Source organism: Zunongwangia pacifica (assembly GCF_023499215.1).
GTDB classification, from domain to species: Bacteria; Bacteroidota; Bacteroidia; order Flavobacteriales; family Flavobacteriaceae; genus Zunongwangia; species Zunongwangia pacifica.
Map to the genome: position 1 here is coordinate 78779 of NZ_JAKHSK010000011.1, position 20591 is coordinate 99369.

Sequence of the window (20591 nt, forward strand, 5' to 3'; positions counted from 1 at the left end):
CCCTGTCTTAGATTAGGTTATTTAGATATAAAAGTAACTGTGTACTATAGGCAAATTTATTTTTGAGTTCGGTTCCAAATATAGTAAACTAAATTTGAGAAATACAAATAAAAGCTTAAAATTTTAACAATACTATAGGATTTTAATGGCTTTTTGCACTGGTTTAGATTGAGTACCTTTGCATACTTATTGCTAGAAATTGAACATGAATATTGATTTAGAAAAGATAAACCCCAAAGAAAATATTATCATTAAAGGTGCAAAATTGCACAATCTTAAAGATATAAATGTTGTTATTCCACGTAATAAACTGGTGGTCATTACAGGCCTATCCGGCTCGGGTAAATCTAGTTTAGCTTTTGATACGCTTTACGCCGAAGGGCAGCGAAGATATGTAGAAAGCTTATCCTCTTACGCTCGTCAATTCTTAGGTAGACTTAACAAACCTAAAGTAGATTATATTAAAGGTATTGCCCCGGCAATTGCAATAGAACAAAAGGTAAATTCAACCAATCCAAGATCTACCGTAGGCACGTCTACCGAGATTTATGATTATCTAAAATTACTATATGCCAGAATTGGTAGGACTTTTTCTCCAATTTCAGGCAGAGAAGTAAAAAAAGATTCGGTGACCGATGTCGTAAATTTCGTAAAAGAATTTCCAGATCGCACCAAACTTCTACTCCTCGCCCCTATTTATGTAGAAGAAGGAAGGGATTTAGATGAAAAAATTAAGATTCTTGCACAACAGGGATATAGCCGAATAAAAGTTGAGGATGAAGTTTTACGTATCGATGAAGCCGATTTAAGTAAAGCGAAGCCTGAAAATACCTCTTTGGTAGTAGATCGTGTGATTAAAAAAGATGATGAAGATTTCTTTAATCGTCTAGCCGATGCTATTGAAGCTGCTTTCTTTGAAGGAAAAGGAGAACTTTATATCGAAACACTTGCTGATAATAAGCTGCACCACTTCAGTAATAAATTTGAATTGGACGGGATGAATTTCCTGGAACCCAACGTTCATCTATTCAGTTTCAATAATCCGTATGGTGCCTGCCCTAAATGTGAGGGATATGGTGATGTGATTGGTATCGATGAAGATCTGGTAATCCCCAACACCGGCCTTTCTATCTACGACAATGCTATTTACCCCTGGCGTGGGGAAAGCATGAGCTGGTATCGGGATCAGCTGGTAAACAATTCACACAAATTCGATTTCCCGATACATAAACCATATTTTGAATTGACTCAGGAACAAAAGGACCTGGTTTGGAATGGGAATGAATATTTTGAAGGATTATATCAGTTTTTTGAATTTTTAGAAAGCAAAGCCTATAAAATTCAGAATCGGGTAATGCTTTCTCGCTATCGCGGTAAGACAAAATGCTCGGCATGCCAGGGAAAAAGACTTCGTAAAGAAACAGAATATGTAAAAATTAATGGATCAAGTATTACCGAACTTGTAGTTAAGCCTTTAGATAAAGTAAGCGCTTTTTTTGCTGAATTAAAATTAGACGAATACGAAGCTAAAATCGCAAAACGTTTACTTACTGAAATTAATAACCGATTACAGTTTTTATCTGAAGTTGGCCTGGATTACCTTACCCTAAATAGAAAATCCAATACCCTTTCTGGTGGGGAATCGCAACGTATCAATCTGGCCACGTCTTTAGGAAGTAGTCTGGTAGGATCGATGTATATTCTGGACGAACCTTCTATAGGATTACATCCAAGAGATGGGGAACGCTTAATTGGGGTACTTAAAAACCTTCGTGATTTGGGCAATACCGTAATTGTGGTAGAGCACGACGAGGAAATTATGAAAGAAGCCGATGAGATTATTGATATTGGCCCTGAAGCCGGAACTAATGGCGGCCATGTCGTTGCTACAGGAACTTTAAAGGAAATCCTAAAATCTGATTCGCTCACTTCGCAATATTTAAATGATAGAAAGCGTATAGAAGTTCCTAAAAAACGAAGAAAATGGACACGGGAAATCAATCTTCTTGGGGCCAGGGAAAATAATCTTAAAAATATAGATGTAATGTTCCCCCTTGGAATATTTACTGCGATCACCGGCGTTTCAGGTAGTGGTAAAAGTACGCTGGTTAAAAAACTGCTGTATCCGGCCGTGCAAAAACAATTAGGTGGATACGGAGAAAAAGTGGGCCAGTTTAGTGATATTAAAGGAGATTTTAAAAACTTAGGTTCGGTTGAATTTATTGATCAAAATCCAATTGGTCGATCTTCACGATCTAATCCTGTTACCTATATCAAGGCGTACGATGATATAAGAAATTTATTTTCTTCGCAGAAATTATCTAAAATAAGAGGTTATAAACCTAAACACTTTTCTTTTAACGTTGATGGCGGCCGTTGCGAGGTTTGTAAAGGGGAAGGCGAAGTGACCATAGAAATGCAGTTTATGGCTGATGTTTATTTACAATGTGAAGCATGTGATGGTAAACGATTTAAGAAAGAAATTCTTGAAGTAAACTTTAAAGACAAAAATATTGATGATATCCTTAATATGACCATCGATGATGCTATCAAATTTTTTGACAAGCATAACGAGGATAAAATCGCAAATAAACTTCAACCGCTTCAGGATGTTGGTCTGGGGTATGTAAAGCTAGGGCAAAGCTCTTCCACACTTTCTGGAGGAGAAGCACAGCGTATTAAACTGGCTTCTTTCTTAGTGAAAGGAAATACCAGAGATAAAGCGTTATTTATTTTTGATGAACCTACCACAGGGCTTCATTTTCATGATATTCAGAAATTATTAAAATCGTTTAATGCCCTAATCGACAAAGGCCATACGGTAATTGTTATCGAACATAATATGGATTTAGTGAAATGTGCCGATTACGTTATCGATCTGGGAGCTGAAGGTGGTGAAAATGGTGGTTATCTGGTTGCTCAGGGAACACCAGAACAAATAATAAAGAGCAAAGATTCGTACACCGCTAAATATTTAGCACCAAAATTAGAATAAAATTAATCAATTTTTAAAACGCTTAATTTCAAAATATTAACTCGTTTTAGCAAGATTAAAAATAACCTCTTCAGGAGCCTGTAAATGGCTCCTTTTTTGTTTTTGGCATGCGCTTTGTTTCTATTAAGGCGTAGATAACTACTACTTCAGTATTAATTAAAAAATAAAGCCATGAAAAAATTTTCCTTACTATTTTCAATATTGTTTCTAGGTCTGGTAAGCATTGCCAAGGCCAATGAAGCAGGTAGCAGATATGGCTATAATGATTCCTTCATTTTTGTTGAAGGAGGCGTTGAATTTTCAGTTTATCCAAATGGAGAGTTTGATTTTTATTATAACCCCGCATTTAGAAGAGCTAATGTTGTAAATATATCTGTACCACATGTAAACATTAGTTTTAATTCTGGTTATGATTATGATCCATATATTCAATATGACGATTATGGTGCCGTTATCCAGATTGAAGATGTTCCTATTTATTACGATTATTATGGTAGGATTATCCAGGCTGGTAATATTGTAATTAATTACGACAATTATGGATATGTTTTAAGTGTAGGAAACCTTTTTGTTCAATACGATCCATACCATAGAATTGCCGGCTATAGGGGCTATATAAACGCTTATAACCGTAGGTATGTGTATCGTCCCTGGCATAGATATTACAGACGACCAAGAGCCAATTTCAGCATTGTTTTTAACAGACCTTATAGAGCGTATTATCAACCAACGCGAATTACCTATATAAAACACGTTAATTATTATAATACGCACCATCATCATAAATCCTACAGAGACTTTTATCGTCCTGGTCAAAAAGTAAGGAGCTATAATCGTGGTCAACGAGTTACTCAAAAACGAAATTTGCGCTCTAATAGCAGTTACGGAAGAAGCAACGTATCCTCTAGAACAAGAAGTGCGAATAATCATAATAGCCGAAGAGATGTGAATAGATCCACTGCCCGACAAAGAGATCGTGTTGTGATTGGTGCAAGAAACGAAAGAGGTTCTCAACCTAGTGGTCGCGTTATCAATAAAAGAAATAGCCGTTCTTCTAACAACAATGTAATTTCTAATAGACAAGCAGTAGAACGAAAAAGTGATGCTGCTAATGGTAAAAACAGGACACAAAGAACAAATGTAAATAGAGTATCATCCAGCACTAGAAACACCCCTGCGGTGAATCAAAGAAACACAGCAGAAGTAAAAAGAGAACGATCTTCTAGAGCGCAAAGAACAGTAAATACCCAGCGCCCTAAACAAAGCAATCAGGTAAAAAGAGCTGCACCAAGCAGAAGTCAAAATACTTCAGCAAGAAGCTCTAGATCAAACAGTAACACTAAAAATTCTACTCGTTCACAAAGTTCGGCACGAAATGTGAGAAGTAGAGATTAGAGTTCATAATTTAATTTTTTGGTTGGTTAGTTGGAAAACCCCCAGTGGCAAAAGCCCGGGGGTTTTCCCTTTATATACGATACTTATTTGAAAAAATATTACTTCAATTTGACTAAAATCGCCTTAAGCATTGTATTTATTTCTTCAGAAAAATTAAAAAAATAAACGGCTAAAATATATAAGATCGATGTAATCCCGCCCTTTAACGCAATACTTATTACCGGATGAAAAGGAAATTCCCAAAAGTAAAAAACCAATGTAAAAATGAGGCTTAACCCGAATAAAAGAACACTTTGCCGGGTAAACGGGTGCATTTTAAATTTTTGCTGTACCAAAATAATTTTGGCTGTATTGTAAATAAAAAAGGCTAAAAACGTGGCAATCGCTGCCCCTTCGATCCCAAAACGAGGGATAAAAAATAAATTCAGTAAAAAGGCCAATAGCACTAAAAGCACGCCTATAGCTAACACCAATCGATAATAATCAGAATTAAAAAGAATACTATTATTGATCGCTAATATATTATCGTAAAGCTTTACCAGCGAAATTAACAGCACGATTAAAATGCTTAATGAGTATTCTTTAGGAATAAGTTCATAGAGCGTATGAACATTGGTAATAATCAGCACAAAAATTAAAGCACTTACAATGGATAAATTGATCGAGCTTTTTTTATACAATTCCTCCAGCTTTTTAAAATTGCGTGTATTTAGATATTCCGCCGTAATAGGATTCGTAATTTGATGCATCGCTTTTTGAGGAACAGAAATTACGGTAGCGATATAAACGCCAATCCCATATATCGCTACATTTTCTATAGGCAAATACGATTCGATCATTACTTTATCCAAATCCAACAAAGCCGTCGCTACTGACGCCGCAATGAGAATTAAAGCCGTATATTTTAACACCCTACTTAAATTGGACGGAAAGCTAAATTTAAACGTAGGCCTATGCAACTTAAAGGCATAACCACCCATCACCAATAGCCGGACAAGAAACACTACGCCAACCCCATACATAAAATTATCGGCTTCTAAAAGGCCAAAATATACCAGGAATAAAAGAATAGTCGTTCCCAAACGGTGCACCACTTCTTTCATAAAATTCCCAAAAACACTTTTGTAATAGATCTTTGCCCAGGCAAAAAAGATCTCGAAATAAGCAGTAGCAATGGCTAATAAATAAATAAGCCATACATAAGGTTTTACCAGTTCGTTTCCGTCAGAAAAATAATCCAGTAAAAATTCATAGGTAAAATGTCCAATAACGCCTAAAATAAGCGAAATAGCTAAGGGAAGATACAAGGCCAGATTCAATAATTTATCTTTGTCCTCTTTGGTTTTATAGCTTGTAAAAAATTTTACAATCGTACTATGCACCCCAAAAGCCATAAAAGGCCACATTAAATTCGCTGCTGAAAGTAGAAAACTTACCAGTCCGTAATATTGCTGATCTAAAAAATAGGTGTACAAAAAAAGCGTATTTAACGCACCAAGTCCAAAACCTATGTAGGTCGTCATCATGTTTTTGACCGACTGGTTAATAATTACGCCCATACTTTACTTCTTGATCAGTTTCGCTAATTTTTTTGTGAGGTTTTTACGATGGTAATCCTCAATATTTTTGCTATCCGAAAGTAATTGGTTTTCGCGATATTTTTGATAAGAACTTAAAATATATTCTTTTAATGCCGAATCTTGATGATATTGAAAACTTTTTCCTGAAGCCGTTTCCTCTATAATTTTCGACACATCCCATTCTCCTGGTCCAATGGCTAAGATTGGTCGTTTTGCCGCCAGATATTCAAATAATTTCCCAGCAATAATACCTTTGGTCTCTTCGGAATTAATTTCAATTAACAATAATAACTGACTCTCTTTTTGAACAGCTATAGCTTTAGAATGGCTAATATACCCGCCTAAAATAAGGTTATTCTCCAAACCGGCCTCTTTGATACTTTGCACCACTTCATCACTTACCGCACCGTATAACTTCAGTTTAAAATTAGTTCTGAAATTTTCATTTTCTTCGGAAATTTCAGCTAAAACCTTCCACAGTAATTTAGGATTTCTTCCTGAAAGCAACGAGCCAATATGAGAAATACTGAAGTTTTCATCTAATATTGAATTGGTATTCAATTCAGAATCAAAACCATTCGTAATCACTTCGATAGGTTTTGTTGTTTTTGAAGCAAATTCCTTTTTGGTGGTAAAACTTGTGGTTATAATTTGATCTGCTGCCTTTAAAACCTCTTTTTCTAGCTTTTGATGTTTTTCGGCGGAATTTTTAGTGAGTTTTAAGTCCTTTTGATAGCCAATTTGCGTCCATGGATCACGAAAATCGGAAATCCACCTCAATAGAAGTTCCTTTTTTAATCCTAAACCTATAAGATGCAAACTATGTGGCGGTCCCGTGGTAATTATCGTATCAATATTGGTCTTTTCCAGATAGGATTTTAGAAATCTCACTGAAGGTTTTATCCAAAACTTACGAGCATCTGGAATAAAAAAGTTACCGCGAATATAAAGCATGAGTTTCTGCATAAAACTCTGCTTCTCCTTTTGCTTAATAATTCCTGAACTTATGGTTTTTGTATCCTTTTTAGATAAAAAAGAAGCGAACTTATAAGGTTCAAAAATCGGCTGACGAATCATCTCGATATCCTGAGGAACTTCATTTAAAAAAGATTCATCAATTAACGGATAATTTGGATTTTCGGGAATATAAACCACCGGTTCTACTCCATAATCCCTAAGATATTTAACGAATTTCAACCAGCGCTGAACACCGGGACCACCAGCCGGCGGCCAGTAATACGTAACGATCAGCACTTTCTTCATAAACTAGGCTTTTTTGCGATAGGCAAAAACAAATCCACCAACAATCAAGATCACCAAAATAAGTGTACTTGCTAAAGCAATTGTTCCCCCGGTTTGAATTACTTGCGGCTCGAATTTAAAAGTCACCGTATGCTCACCCTGCGGAATATTCATCGCTCTAAGCACATAATCTGCACGAACATGGGCTACTTTCTCACCATCAATATAAGCCTGCCATCCCGGTTGATAATACATTTCAGAAAAAACAGCCAGCTGCCTGATTGAAGCTTTCGTTTTATAAACCAATTGGTTAGGTTGCTGACTTACCAACTCGATAGAACCGACTTCATCGTATACAAAGTCCATTTTAATATCGTCTTTAAAGCGATGGTCTATCACGGCCACATCTTTAAGATCTACCTCTTTCAACGCTAAAATTTCGGCATTTGCATCATCAACCCATTCAACATCCCGAACAAACCATGCATTACCATATACACCAGGATTTTGCTGTGCCTGTACACCATTTTCAGTAGGGATAATAAAATATTTCACGTTCAACAGATTTAAAATCTTCATGTTATTTTGTGAAATATAGAAATCATATAAATCCTGTAATCTTCCTGGTTTGGCAGCATGATAGCCGCCTATGCTATGATGAAAATACGAGGCTCGGGAACTTGTTAATGGATCTGCACTAAGATCGAACACGCGATATCGCGAAGTATCCTGCATGATTTGCTGATCGGCCACGTTTGGCTGATAGGGCTGCTCCATTTTACGGGCACTTACAAAATCATCTGCATTTACGTAACGGCGTGCCACCGGAACCAGATCGGCTAAAAATAGTATGGCAAAACCACCAATAATAAGTTTTTTAGAGATTTTTTCCTGAAGATAAAACCAGATTAAAAACACACTTAAAGCAACAAATATAAAACTACGAATAGCATCGCTAACAAGCATCGACTGGCGATCTTCTTTAAGGGCATTCATTAGATCCATCCCCAATTGCTGGCGTAGCTGTGCATCCCTAAGTCCGCTAAAGTCAAATAAAACCGAATTAAAAAGAATTAAAACCAACGCTAATCCTGCAGTAATGATCGAGCTCCATTTTAAAGCTTCTATTTTTTCCTCTTTGGTATGTTTATTGGTAAACAAGCAAGATAATCCTACAATTGCCAATAAAGGAACGCAAAGCTCTACAATTACCTGGATGGAAGAAACCGCCCTAAACTTATTGTAAAGCGGCACGTAATCGATAAAAAATTCAGTAAAAAAACCAAAATTCTTACCCCAGGAAAGTAAAAGCGTCAATATAGTTCCGCCTAAGACCCACCATTTTAATCGACCTCGAATTAAAAAGAGCGCGAAGATGAATAAAAATAAAACGGTAGCACCAATATAAGCCGGGCCGGCAACGATAGGTTGTTGCCCCCAATAGGTTGGTGCATTTTCAGTAAAATTCTTTGCCCGTATGGGAGAAGCACCCATTTTTTGCAGTTCAGAATATAATGCGGAATCTTCGCCTACATCTTCAGCCCCACTTCCTCCCATAAAACCAGGGACAAAAAGGTCTAAGGTTTCTGCAATCCCGTAGCTATACGTTGTAATATAATCATAAGTTAAACCTGCTTCTGGTTTCTCGCTACCATCTGGAGTAATCGTTAAGCCGGTATCGCCACGTGTACTATGACTTGTATATTCTTGTGTAGCAATAATATTTGTGGCATTGGTTCCAATAGCCAGTATAACCGCAACGATCATAACCGCTAAAGCCTTAAAATACTGCGGAAGCTTTTGTTTTTTAAAGGCATCGATCAAATAAACAATTCCAAGAATAATCACCAGCAGCAGCAGGTAATACGTCATCTGGAAGTGATTCGCCTGAATTTCTAAGGCCATAGCCACTGCCAAAAGACTAAAACCCGCAATAAGTTTTTGCCGAAAAGTGAGGATAATTCCGCCTAAAACCATAGGCATATAGGCAATCGCATGTGCTTTGGCATTGTGGCCAACACCCAGAATAATGATAAAATAGGTAGAAAAACCAAAAGCAATAGCCCCCAAAAAAGCGAGTTTATAATCGATTTTTAAGCATAACAGCAGGATATAAAACCCAATAAAATAAAGAAATAAATAATCTGCCGGTCTGGGTAAAAATCGTAAAACCGAATCTAATTTCTTGATGTAGTTATGCGGATAATACGCGCCAAGCTGGTAGGTTGGCATCCCTCCAAAAGCAGCATCTGTCCAGTAAGGCTCTTCGCCGGTTTCTGCTCTAAAATCAGATTGCTCTTTAGCCATCCCTATGTACTGAACAATATCACTTTGGAAAATTTCTTTTCCTTTTAAAACCGGATTAAAATAAAAAATAGCGATTGCCACAAATCCCAGCAAAACCAGAAGATGAGGAAGAAACTGTTTTAATTTAGCCATTTACAGATTATTTTTTGCCTCCTGAACAAGGAAACGCACATATTTAAGAATCCCGAAATTAATCAATTTCTTCGTAATCGATATACTCACCAACCTCTTTGTTTGATTTTCTACGATTTCTTGGCTTTTTGTCGATACTAACATTGCCTTCCTTGTTAATATTATGTTGTTGCGCACTTTGCTGCGCTCCATTAAATTGCTGGTTGAACTGCTGCTCAAACTTTCTTCCCATTTTTTTCATTGCATATTTTAACAACATGGGACCAAAGTATCGAAGTATTATTTTGAAACCGAAGTATACTAATAAAACAATAAGTATCGTTCTTATTACTCCGGAAAAATCTGCCTGAAACATAAAACTCTAAATTTTAGCAAAAATAAAAATTAAGCTTCAGAATCGGAATCTATGTATCTTAAATAAACAATAAATTCAATTATATTTGGCCATCAAGAACCCCGGGGCAAGCCCACGGGATATGAACCAGAAAACCTTTTTACTATTTCGAGGCAAGCCTTTGGATAAAATCTCCTTTTGGTGACGCCAATAAAAACCTACTAAACATGCAAAAACTAAAGGCTTTTGTACTTTTATTTTTAAGTAGTTCAGCTATTTGTAACGCCCAATTTACCGAAACCATTAATTCTAACCGGCCAGGGCAATCCCAGGGAGCTTTTGCGGTTGGAACAGGAGTTTACCAACTGGAAGCAGGTGGATTTTATGGTAATGACAGCCATGATCTAAGACAAACAGATACCGATTTGTATGGAGCCAATTATATGATTAGAGCAGGGCTTCTTACAGATATATTAGAATTAAGCATTCAGGGAAGATATCAGGTAGAAAAAACAAGCATTTTTCAGGGAGGACAAAATCGTACATACAAAATGAATAATTTCCCTTTTAATACTATAGGAGCAAAATTGTTGCTTTACGATCCCTATAAAAATGGCGATAATCGCAGAGAAGTAAACATTAGAAGTTGGGATGCCAATCAAAAGTTTGATTGGAGAAGATTAATCCCGGCAGTTTCCATTTATGGCGGAGCTAATGTGACCCTACAGGATGATAATCCTTATAGATTTGAGGGAGAGAGTAAATATACCCCACAGGTCACCTTAATTACCCAACATAACTGGGGAAGATGGGTTTGGGTAATGAATTTTACTGCTGAAAAGTTTACTGAAACCTATGATAATTATGAATTTATAGGAACATTAACCCACGCTTTTACTCCTAAATTTGCCGTTTTTGGCGAATATCAGGCTATTATAGGAGATTTGTATGCCGACGATATTTTTAGGGCTGGCGGGGCTTACCTGATTACCGATTATCTACAGGTCGATGTTGCCGGACTTACCAATGCCAAAGACACACCATCCAGATGGCAAATACAGGCAGGATTATCTGTACGATTAAATTTCCATAAAGACTCTGAATTTAAGTCGCTATCCAAAGATGGAGATAAAAGAAAAGCCAGAACACAAAACCAATACGATTTCTAGAATTCGATAAAAATAGACACAAAAAAACCGCTAAAAATTTAGCGGTTTGTTTATAGTATTTATATAACTTCTAAGCTTTATTAGCCATAGCCGCGGCTACAGAAGCTGATAATCTTTTATAAGTTCCGTTTTCAAGACGCTCTCTAATTGAAGAAAAAGCTTCTAAAGTGTCTTCTACATCCTGTAACGTATGTGAAGCGGTTGGGATCATTCTTAATAAAATTAATCCTTTTGGAATTACCGGATAAACTACGATAGAACAGAAAACTCCGTAATTTTCACGAAGGTCTTTTACCAGTGCCATCGCTTCAGGAATACTACCTTTAAGGTATACCGGTGTTACACAACTTTGTGTGGTACCAATATCAAAACCACGATCCTTTAATCCGTTTTGAAGCGCATTTACATTCTCCCATAACTTATTCTTAAGCTCTGGTCTTGTTCTAAGCATTTCAAGACGTTTAAGTGCTCCAACCACTAATTGCATTTGTAGTGATTTAGCAAACATCTGCGATCTAAGGTTATATTTTAGGTAATCGATAATTTCTTTATCACCAGCGATAAATGCTCCTGTACTTGCCATGGATTTAGCGAAAGTAGCAAAGTAAACATCGATATCATCCTGTACACCCTGCTCTTCTCCTGCTCCTGCCCCGGTTTTTCCTAAGGTTCCAAAACCATGTGCATCATCTACAAAAAGACGGAATTTATACTTTTTCTTAAGCTCTACAATTTCTTTAAGTTTTCCCTGCTCACCGCGCATACCAAAAACCCCTTCAGAAATTAAAAGGATTCCTCCTCCGGTTTGCTCTGCAATTTTAGTAGCCCTTTGCAGGTTTTTTTCGATACTTTCCATATCGTTATGCTTGTAGGTAAAGCGCTGTCCTAAATGAAGACGAACACCATCGATAATACAAGCGTGAGCATCTACATCATATACAATCACATCTTGTTTAGATACCAATGCATCGATTGTAGATACCATTCCCTGATATCCAAAGTTTAAAAGATAAGCGGCCTGCTTGTGTACAAAAGAAGCTAACTCGTCCTGAAGTTTTTCATGCAAACTGGTGTGACCACTCATCATTCTTGCTCCCATTGGGTAAGCAGAACCCCACTCGGCCGCAGCCTCGGCATCTACTTTTCTAACCTCTGGATGATTGGCAAGACCTAAATAGTCGTTCACACTCCATGTGATTACATCTCTCCCTCTAAACTTCATTCTGTTAGAAATAGGCCCTTCCAGCTTTGGGAATACAAAGTATCCCTCGGCCTGCTCTGCCCATTTTCCTAAAGGTCCTTTATCCTTGTATATTTTGTCAAACAGATCTCTCATTGAATATTTTTTATACGAACCGCAAAAATACTGATTTTTGGTTCAATTCCACAAAGTATTTTGTATAGCTTAAAAAAACAAAGCATCCCTAGCTAAGGATGCTTTAATTTATCATTTATGTGTAAATAAACACAAAATATTATTTTATAAATTCTATAGCTTGAACCTCAGCCTCATTTTTGGTATCAAAAAAACCCTGCTCTTCCATCCAGTCATCACTATAAATCTTACTCATATATCGGCTTCCATGATCTGGAAAAATAATAACCACTTTAGAGTTTTCATCAAATTCGCCTTCTTCAGCCAATTGTTTTACTCCTTGTGTTGCAGCACCACTGGTATACCCCACAAACATTCCTTCGGTTTTGGCAAGTTCTCTGGCGGTATGCGCACTTTCCTCATCAGTAACTTTTACAAAACGATCGATCGCATCAAAATCTGTAGCTGTAGGAATTAAATTTTTACCTAAACCTTCAATTCTATAAGGATAAATTTCTTCTGAATCAAATTCTCTGGTTTCATGGTATTTTTTTAATACCGAACCATAAGCATCGATCCCGATGATATTTATATTAGGATTTTTTTCTTTAAGATATCTGGCAGTTCCAGAAATTGTACCACCGGTACCACTACAGGCTATAAGATGTGTGATTTTACCTTGAGTTTGGCTCCAGATCTCTGGGCCGGTAGACTTGTAATGCGCTTCTGTATTTAAATCGTTGAAGTATTGATTGATATATACAGAACCTTTAATTTCTCTATGCAGTCTTTTAGCCACTTCGTAATAAGAACGGGGATCGTCTGCTGCAACGTGAGCCGGACAAACATAAACCTTCGCTCCCATAGTTCTTAACATATCGATTTTATCTTTCGATGCTTTAGAACTTACGGCCAAAATACAATTGTAACCTTTTACCTGGCTAACCATCGCAATACTAAATCCTGTGTTACCAGAAGTTGTTTCGATAATGGTATCTCCGGGTTTTAATATTCCTTTTCGCTCTGCTTCTTCGATAATATATAAAGCAATTCGATCTTTAGAGGAGTGCCCCGGATTAAAAGCTTCTACTTTAGCGTAGAATTCTCCTTTGAAACCTTCAGTGATCTTATTAAGCTGTACTAGCGGTGTCTTTCCTATAAGTTGTAGAACATTATCGTACACCTGCAAATCTTCTTTCATAAATGAAGTTCTTTACGTTTTAAGGTTGGCTTTTTGAAAGCCGGGAAAAATGTTTCAAAACCGTTCAAAGTTAAGGCAAATTTTTTTAATTATTCCTTAATTCCGACTAAATCGAATAAAAAGGCATATTCTTCTGCCACTTCTTTAAGTGCTTCAAACCTTCCTGAAGCCCCACCATGACCGGTATCCATGTTGGTATGTAATAATAAAAGATTATTATCTGTTTTTAATTCTCGTAATTTAGCCACCCACTTTGCTGGCTCCCAATATTGCACCTGGGAATCATGCAAACCTGTAGTTACTAACATATTAGGATAATCCTGCGCAACTATATTATCGTATGGCGAGTACGACAACATATACTCGTAATAATCTTTCTCATTAGGATTTCCCCACTCATCATACTCTCCGGTTGTTAACGGAATACTATCATCTAACATCGTTGTGACTACATCTACAAAAGGAACCGCCGCAATTACGCCTTTATACAATTGTGGCGCCATATTAATTACCGCTCCCATCAATAAACCACCCGCAGATCCACCCATTGCGAATAGTTTTTCTTCAGAAGTATATTTTTCAGCAATAAGATGTTTGGAAACATCGATAAAATCGGTAAATGTATTTCGCTTGGTAAATAGCTTACCGTTTTCGTACCAGTTTCTTCCCAAATATTCCCCACCGCGAATATGAGCAATCGCATATACGAAGCCGCGATCCAATAAACTTAATCTTACAGCCGAAAAGTAAGGATCGATTGTTGAACCATAAGAACCATAAGCATACTGAAGCAATGGGTTATTTCCATCTTTTTGAATTCCTTTGCGGTATACCAACGAAACCGGAACTTTAGTACCATCTTCGGCAGTAGCCCAAATACGCTCTGAAGTATAGTTTTCTTTTTTGAATTTTCCTCCTAAAACTTCCTGTTCTTTTAATACGGTTTTTTCTTTGGTAACCATATTAAAATCGACTACAGATGTTGGCGTAGTCATCGAGTTGTAGGTATATCGAAGCACTTCAGTATCAAAATCTGGGTTTATTGAAGTAAAGGCCGTATACGTCTCATTATCAAACGGAATAAAATAATCATCACTCCCATCCCAACGAATAATCCTTATTTCATTGAGTCCGTTTTTACGCTCCCCAATGACCAAAAAGTCTTTAAAAATATCGATATCCTCCAGAAGCACCTCTTCACGATGTGCAATAACGTCTTCCCAATGTTCCTTTTCAGTTTTAGAAATTGGCGTTTTCATCAGCTTAAAATTATAAGCTTCGTCTTTATTGGTAAGGATATAAAAATGCTCTCCAAAATGAGAAATGCTGTATTCCAATCCGCGTACCCTTGGCTGAATCACATTAAATTCACCTTCCGGTTTATCGGCTTCCAACACGCGATATTCGGTAGTTAAGGTGCTATGCGATCCTATTACGATATATTTTTTGGATTTCGATTTATAAACATAAGTATTAAAGGTCTCGTCATCTTCCTGATAGATCAATTGATCGTTGGCAGGATCTGTACCTAAAATATGCTTATAGATTTGAAAGCTTCGCAACGTCTGCTCATCTTTCTTGGTATAATACAATGTTTTATTGTCGTTTGCCCAGGTAGAACCTCCGGTAGTATTTTCAATTTTTTCAGGATATAATTCCCCGGTCTCCAAATTCTTTATCTGGATGGTATATTTTCTACGGCTTACCGTATCGGTTCCAAAAGCGACCATTTTATTATCAGGACTTACATTTAAACCGCCTAAACGATAATATTCGTAGCCTTCAGCCATGATGTTTACATTAAACATCACTTCTTCTGGTGCTTCCTGCGTTCCTTTTTTTCTTGAATAAATTGGATAATCGCCGCCTTTTTCGAAACGGATGATATACCAGTAACCATTTAAACGATAGGGAACAGATTGGTCGTCTTCCTTAATCCTGGCCTTCATTTCCTCGAACAAACTTGCCTGAAATTCTTTGGTATGAGCAGTTTGTTTTTCGTTATAATCATTTTCGGCATTTAGGTAAGCAATCACTTCTGGATCTTCACGATCATTCATCCAGTAATAATTGTCGACTCTAACATCCCCATGAATCGTTAATTCTGCAGGTATTTTTCTAGCCTTTGGTGGCTGCATTTTTTTATTCAAAATCAATTCAATTTTTTAACGTGCGCAAAGGTAAGGCTTCAAATCTAAAATCGTAATCACAGATTCACAATTTCTTAGAACAACTTCAGCTTAGATTTTACTAATTTTGTTTTTCTAACTAAAAAGAAACAGCATATGTTTGGAGATATGATGGGTATGATGAATAAAATCAAAGAAGCCCAGGAGAATGTAGAAAAAACAAAAGAACGTCTAAAAACGGTACTTATAGATGAGCAATCTAGCGACGGACTATTAAAAGTAACTGTATCTGCAGCTCGCGAAGTAAAAAGCATCGATATTGCAGACGAACTTTTACAAGATAAAGAACAATTAGAAGATTATTTGGTACTTACACTAAATAAAGCCATCGCAAAAGCATCTGATATTAACGAAAGAGAGCTTGGCGCTGCGGCTAAAGACGGAATGCCCGATATTCCTGGTCTTGGTGATATGTTTAAATAATATTTAGAAATTAGATCTGAGAAACTATAATAATAAGTGGTCGTCACCCTGAACTCGATTCAGGGTCTCATTCTTAGATTTTCATTTTTCAATACCGCATGAGATTTCAGATCAAGCCCGCCTCGCCGGCAGGCAGGTCCGGAATGACGAAAAACAAATGAGTGCAAATTCTGGATAATCACATAAAAAACCTGCAACATCGATATTGCAGGTTTTTTGTTTCTTTTTTTCTGAATATTAAGCTTCCCCGCGAGCCGGATAGTTTTTGTCTAACACAAAATCTACAGCCTTTAAAATGGCGTCAAACTCTGGTCTGGCAAAAGGCATCGATTGTATGCTTGCAGCGTAAACGCTATTATCGGGTTTAATTAAAAACAATCCAGGTTCAAAAAATGCTTCTGGTTCTTTATCATTAATCCCTTCAGAAATATATAAATCCCATTTTCTAGCATCTTCGGTTAATAAACCATAACCAATATTTAGCTGATCGATATCCCAGGATGCTACTGTTTTTTTCGCTAATTCTTCAGTATTCGCACTTATGCAAATCACTTCTATTCCTCTGTCCCGAAATTCCTCGATTTTTGAATTTAATTCGGTTAAATACTTTTTACACACCGGGCAGTGAATACCACGATAAAAAACAACCATTGTAAAATTCTCTGGTTTTTCGTTAACAAGGTTCCACTCTACTCCTTTTGTTGTCTGAACAGTCAATTGAGGCGCTTGCTTTCCTGGCAATACATTTTTCATCTTTTATAGCTTTTTTATTTCTCAACAAGCTAAAGATTAATAGACGAAAATTGTATTAAAAGCTTTGTAAGCTTGCGTTAAGATTAACTAAAGGCTGATATTCTTTAAAACTGAAAGAAATTTTTGGTGCATGGCTTCGGTATAATCCAAATGCGTTACGATCCTTAATTTTCCTTTTCCCAGCGCACTAATTCTAATCTTATTCTCCTGAAGAATTTTATTGAATTGATCTTCAGCAGAAGCATCTTTCAGATTAAAAATAATGATATTGGTTTCAACCTGTTCTACTTCGCCAATATAAGCTTGTGCACACAAGGTTTCAGCAATTTCTGTAGCTCTTTTATGATCTTCCGCTAAACGTTCAACATGATGGTCTAAAGCATATATTCCTGCTGCGGCCATAAATCCAACCTGGCGCATTCCGCCTCCTAAAACTTTACGAACGCGCATAGCGCCCTTCATGATATCTTTATTCCCGATCAAAACCGATCCCATTGGCGTTCCCAATCCTTTAGAAAGGCAAACAGAAATCGTATCGAAAAGTTTCCCGTAATCTTTTGGTGATTCTCCTTTTGCCACCAGTGCATTAAATAATCTGGCACCATCTAAATGCAACCCAAGCTTGTTAGTATTACAAACTTTTCTAATCTTTTTAATTTCTTCGAGATCATAGCAAGCACCGCCGCCTTTATTGGTCGTATTTTCTAAACATACCAAAGTGGTAAGCGGACTATGATAAAAATCTGGCGGATTTATATTTTCTTCTACCTGCGCAGCAGTGATCATCCCACGATGACCATCTACAAGTTTACAGCTTACGCCACTATTAAAACTCGCACCACCACCTTCATAATTATAAACATGCGCCCATTTATCACAAATTAGCTGATCGGCTGGTTGCGTATGCAACTTTATCGCTGCCTGATTGGCCATACTCCCAGTAGGAAAAAACAAAGCTTCATCTTTCCCAAAAAGACTGGCTAATTTCTCTTCTAAAGCATTCACCGAAGGATCTTCTTTATACACGTCGTCACCAACCTGGGCATTCATCATCGCTTTTAGCATTCCTTTGGTAGGCCTGGTTACCGTATCACTTCTTAAATCTATTTCACTCATAAAATCTATGTGGTTTTTCTACAATCCCGTGCACATAAAACTTCCAATTGGCGAACCATCCGGAATTTTAGGGGCATCGGGCATGGGTTCAAATTCGCCTGGTTTATCAAAAAACAGCTCAATTTCTTCTAACATTTGCTCATAAATCGCTCCGTCTTTTTCGTCCAACCAGTCCTCTAATTCGGCTAACTGTTTATTAACCTCTGCTTTCACCAATGCTGTACTATTTTTACTGACGGCTAAATTAAATAAATGCTGTAATACATTATAATTTATAGTCTGTTGTGCCGCAAGTAAATAAGAATCTTTGGGTTGATATTGGATGGTTTTAGCAATTAATTTTTCAAGCATATCCCCTAGCCCCAATTGTTTTTTGTCTAATGATTTTTGCTGAACCAATCTCGCCATACGCTCCGGATTCAGTAATAATCCTAAGGTCATATCACTTGCTGTGGCCGGTGCTCCCAAAGCGTCGAAAGCGACACCGGTATTACTCTTAAAGGATTCTCGCGATCTCCCATAGCCAAAAGCTCTTGGCGGGAAAAGCGCTAATTTTTCTTGCGGAATCGCCAAAGTTTCTGCTCTTAAAGTTTTGATTAAAGCCTCCAAAGCTGCTTTTTGACGTTTTGGCGATAAAGTTTCGACCACTTTTTCATCTCCGCCTTTTACCGCATAATTATAATCTAAACCTCCAATCAATTTACTTACCGCTTCGGTTTGATACCGATGAAAGAAATATAAAGGCACAAATACATCTTCTAAAACCGAATAGGCTTCGTTGGTTCTAAAATTATCTTCAGAAAAATTTGCTATCGCTTTTTTACGAATTTCGAGTACCTCATTTAATTCTTCCGTGACATCTTTGCCATTATCCCATAAATGCGCATTTACATGAGCGCCACCTTGCGCACGGGCATCACTATCACTAATAAACTGAATGCCCTGATTGTAAGCTTCCTGAATTACTGTGTTTAAATAAGCTCTTTCTGAAACTCCCTTCGGAATATCAGAATATGCATATTTTACGATTAATTTATCCCATTCCCCTATATTGGTATCGTAGGCATTTGCTGCGGTAATTTCGCCGTTTTCTATACGGAACTGCGGATGCGGATAATCCATTACCGAAGCTCTATCGCTTACACTGGCGGCAAAGTTATGAGCAAATCCCAGCGTATGACCAACCTCGTGCGCTGAAAGCTGTCGAATCCTGGCAATGGCCATTTCCATCATTTTCTCGTGATTTTCGTCACTTTCAGCAAAAGGTTTATTTAGTAGGGCCTGGGCGATCATAAAATCCTGGCGAATCCTTAAACTTCCCAAGCTTACATGCCCTTTAATAATTTCCCCGGTTCTTGGATCTACCACACTGGCACCGTAGCTCCAACCCCTTGTAGAACGATGCACCCATTGGATTACATTATAACGAACATCTAAAGGATCGGCATCTGCCGGTAACATTTTTACCTGAAAAGCGTTCTTATAGCCAATACTTTCGTACGCCTGATTCCACCAGCTTGCCCCCTCTAATAAAGCCGAACGAACAGGCTCTGGTGTACCGGGATCTAAATAATAAATAATGGGCGCTACTGCTTCGCTAACTTCTGCATCCGGATCTTTCTTTTCTAACCGGTGGCGAACAACATATCTTTTTAAAATAGGTTCATAAACCGGTGTCGCATAATCGTAATACGAAATGAAGTTTACACCACTTCGAGGATCAAAAATTCGTTTTTTATAATCATCATCTGGTAAGGCTACAAAAGAATAATGCTGAATAACACTAATATTAGCTGCATCTGGCACCACACTTCTCACCGTTCCGCCCTGCGGTGTACCTTCAAAAGTCAGTAAACTTTCAAATTCTACATTTTTAGGAAAGGCCTTGGTTCGATCTAACTGTAAAGCGCTTTTGTTTTTACTTATTTTATAACTTCCGTAGTTACCCCGCTTTAATCGCTGGGCGACACCGTGGGCATCTTCCATAATAAAAGGAGTAAGATCGATAATAAAGGTATCGTCTTTCTCCTCTTTAATTTCAAAACCATAGATTACCGATTTTGCAAAGGCCTCCTCTATACTTTGTTTTTCCAGTTCGTTATCGGTAACCGCCCGGTAGCGCTGATTGGGTTCTACCAGCAGTAATTTGTCACCGGCTCGTTGAAATTTTACTACCGCAGCACCACCTAACTGACCACGATCTAATCCTATATCGTTACTTCCTACTCCGCTTCTCAGCGCGTGATTATATAAAAACAAGCTATCTAATTTATCTACTTCCAGATAGATTTCATCGGTCTTTGGATTGTAATAGAAATCAAAATAACCTTCGTATTTCTTTAGATCCTCTTTTTTCTCCAGGAATTGACAGAATATATTCTGTGAAAACAATAAAACAAATAGTAGTAATTTTTTCATAAGGGTAGTTTGGATGTTCTTC

The 20591-nt window shown here is 37.3% G+C and carries 14 protein-coding genes; 4 read left to right on the forward strand and 10 right to left on the reverse strand.

The window, feature by feature from the left end; genetic code table 11:
* Nucleotides 1-205 precede the first annotated feature (205 nt).
* Both uvrA and L1967_RS09475 read left to right on the forward strand, forming a co-directional pair.
* Nucleotides 206-2995 (forward strand): excinuclease ABC subunit UvrA, encoded by a 2790-nt coding sequence (gene uvrA / locus L1967_RS09470; RefSeq protein ID WP_249601420.1) that lies wholly within the window; start codon nt 206-208, stop codon nt 2993-2995.
* Between the two features lie 171 nt (nt 2996-3166).
* Nucleotides 3167-4390, forward strand: coding sequence for a hypothetical protein (locus L1967_RS09475; protein ID WP_249601421.1), 1224 nt, complete (start codon nt 3167-3169; stop codon nt 4388-4390).
* Between the two features lie 98 nt (nt 4391-4488).
* On the opposite strand, the gene L1967_RS09480 is transcribed toward L1967_RS09475, so the two are convergent.
* The 4 genes from L1967_RS09480 to L1967_RS09495 are packed head-to-tail and all read right to left on the reverse strand — an operon-like array spanning nt 4489 to nt 10006.
* Nucleotides 4489-5949 (reverse strand): oligosaccharide flippase family protein, encoded by a 1461-nt coding sequence (locus L1967_RS09480; protein ID WP_249601422.1) that lies wholly within the window; start codon nt 5947-5949, stop codon nt 4489-4491.
* A 3-nt stretch (nt 5950-5952) separates the two neighbouring features.
* Nucleotides 5953-7233 carry a glycosyltransferase family protein gene (locus L1967_RS09485; RefSeq protein ID WP_249601423.1) on the reverse strand — a complete coding sequence of 427 codons (1281 nt, stop codon included), beginning with the start codon at nt 7231-7233 and terminating at the stop codon, nt 5953-5955.
* Nucleotides 7234-7236: 3 nt separating this feature from the next.
* The gene (locus tag L1967_RS09490) at nt 7237-9651 is read right to left on the reverse strand and encodes a YfhO family protein (protein WP_249601424.1); all 2415 of its coding nucleotides are present in this window, start codon (nt 9649-9651) and stop codon (nt 7237-7239) included.
* Nucleotides 9652-9709: 58 nt separating this feature from the next.
* On the reverse strand, nt 9710-10006 hold the full coding sequence (locus L1967_RS09495) for a DUF4834 family protein (RefSeq protein WP_249601425.1): 297 nt from the start codon (nt 10004-10006) through the stop codon (nt 9710-9712).
* Nucleotides 10007-10212: 206 nt separating this feature from the next.
* Between L1967_RS09495 and L1967_RS09500 the strand changes: the two genes are divergently transcribed.
* Nucleotides 10213-11154 carry a transporter gene (locus L1967_RS09500; protein WP_249601426.1) on the forward strand — a complete coding sequence of 314 codons (942 nt, stop codon included), beginning with the start codon at nt 10213-10215 and terminating at the stop codon, nt 11152-11154.
* A gap of 70 nt (nt 11155-11224) precedes the next feature.
* On the opposite strand, the gene capB is transcribed toward L1967_RS09500, so the two are convergent.
* The 3 genes from capB to L1967_RS09515 form a co-directional block, all read right to left on the reverse strand.
* Nucleotides 11225-12490, reverse strand: coding sequence for a cysteate-C-fatty acyltransferase (gene capB / locus L1967_RS09505; protein WP_249601427.1), 1266 nt, complete (start codon nt 12488-12490; stop codon nt 11225-11227).
* A 139-nt stretch (nt 12491-12629) separates the two neighbouring features.
* Nucleotides 12630-13670, reverse strand: a complete 1041-nt coding sequence (gene capA / locus L1967_RS09510) for a cysteate synthase (protein WP_249601428.1) — start codon at nt 13668-13670, stop codon at nt 12630-12632.
* Nucleotides 13671-13759: 89 nt separating this feature from the next.
* Complete coding sequence (locus L1967_RS09515; protein ID WP_249601429.1) at nt 13760-15808, reverse strand: S9 family peptidase; 2049 nt, start codon at nt 15806-15808, stop codon at nt 13760-13762.
* 147 nt (nt 15809-15955) lie between these two features.
* Between L1967_RS09515 and L1967_RS09520 the strand changes: the two genes are divergently transcribed.
* Nucleotides 15956-16282, forward strand: a complete 327-nt coding sequence (locus tag L1967_RS09520; RefSeq protein WP_249601430.1) for a YbaB/EbfC family nucleoid-associated protein — start codon at nt 15956-15958, stop codon at nt 16280-16282.
* A 237-nt stretch (nt 16283-16519) separates the two neighbouring features.
* Here L1967_RS09520 and L1967_RS09525 read toward each other — a convergent pair whose 3' ends face one another.
* From L1967_RS09525 to L1967_RS09535, 3 genes are all read right to left on the reverse strand, one after another.
* The gene (locus tag L1967_RS09525; protein ID WP_249601431.1) at nt 16520-17035 is read right to left on the reverse strand and encodes a redoxin domain-containing protein; all 516 of its coding nucleotides are present in this window, start codon (nt 17033-17035) and stop codon (nt 16520-16522) included.
* 87 nt (nt 17036-17122) lie between these two features.
* Nucleotides 17123-18151 (reverse strand): threonine aldolase family protein, encoded by a 1029-nt coding sequence (locus L1967_RS09530; RefSeq protein ID WP_249601432.1) that lies wholly within the window; start codon nt 18149-18151, stop codon nt 17123-17125.
* 18 nt (nt 18152-18169) lie between these two features.
* Entirely contained in the window at nt 18170-20569 is a 2400-nt protein-coding gene (locus tag L1967_RS09535) for a zinc-dependent metalloprotease (protein ID WP_249601433.1), read from the reverse strand.
* Nucleotides 20570-20591 lie beyond the last annotated feature (22 nt).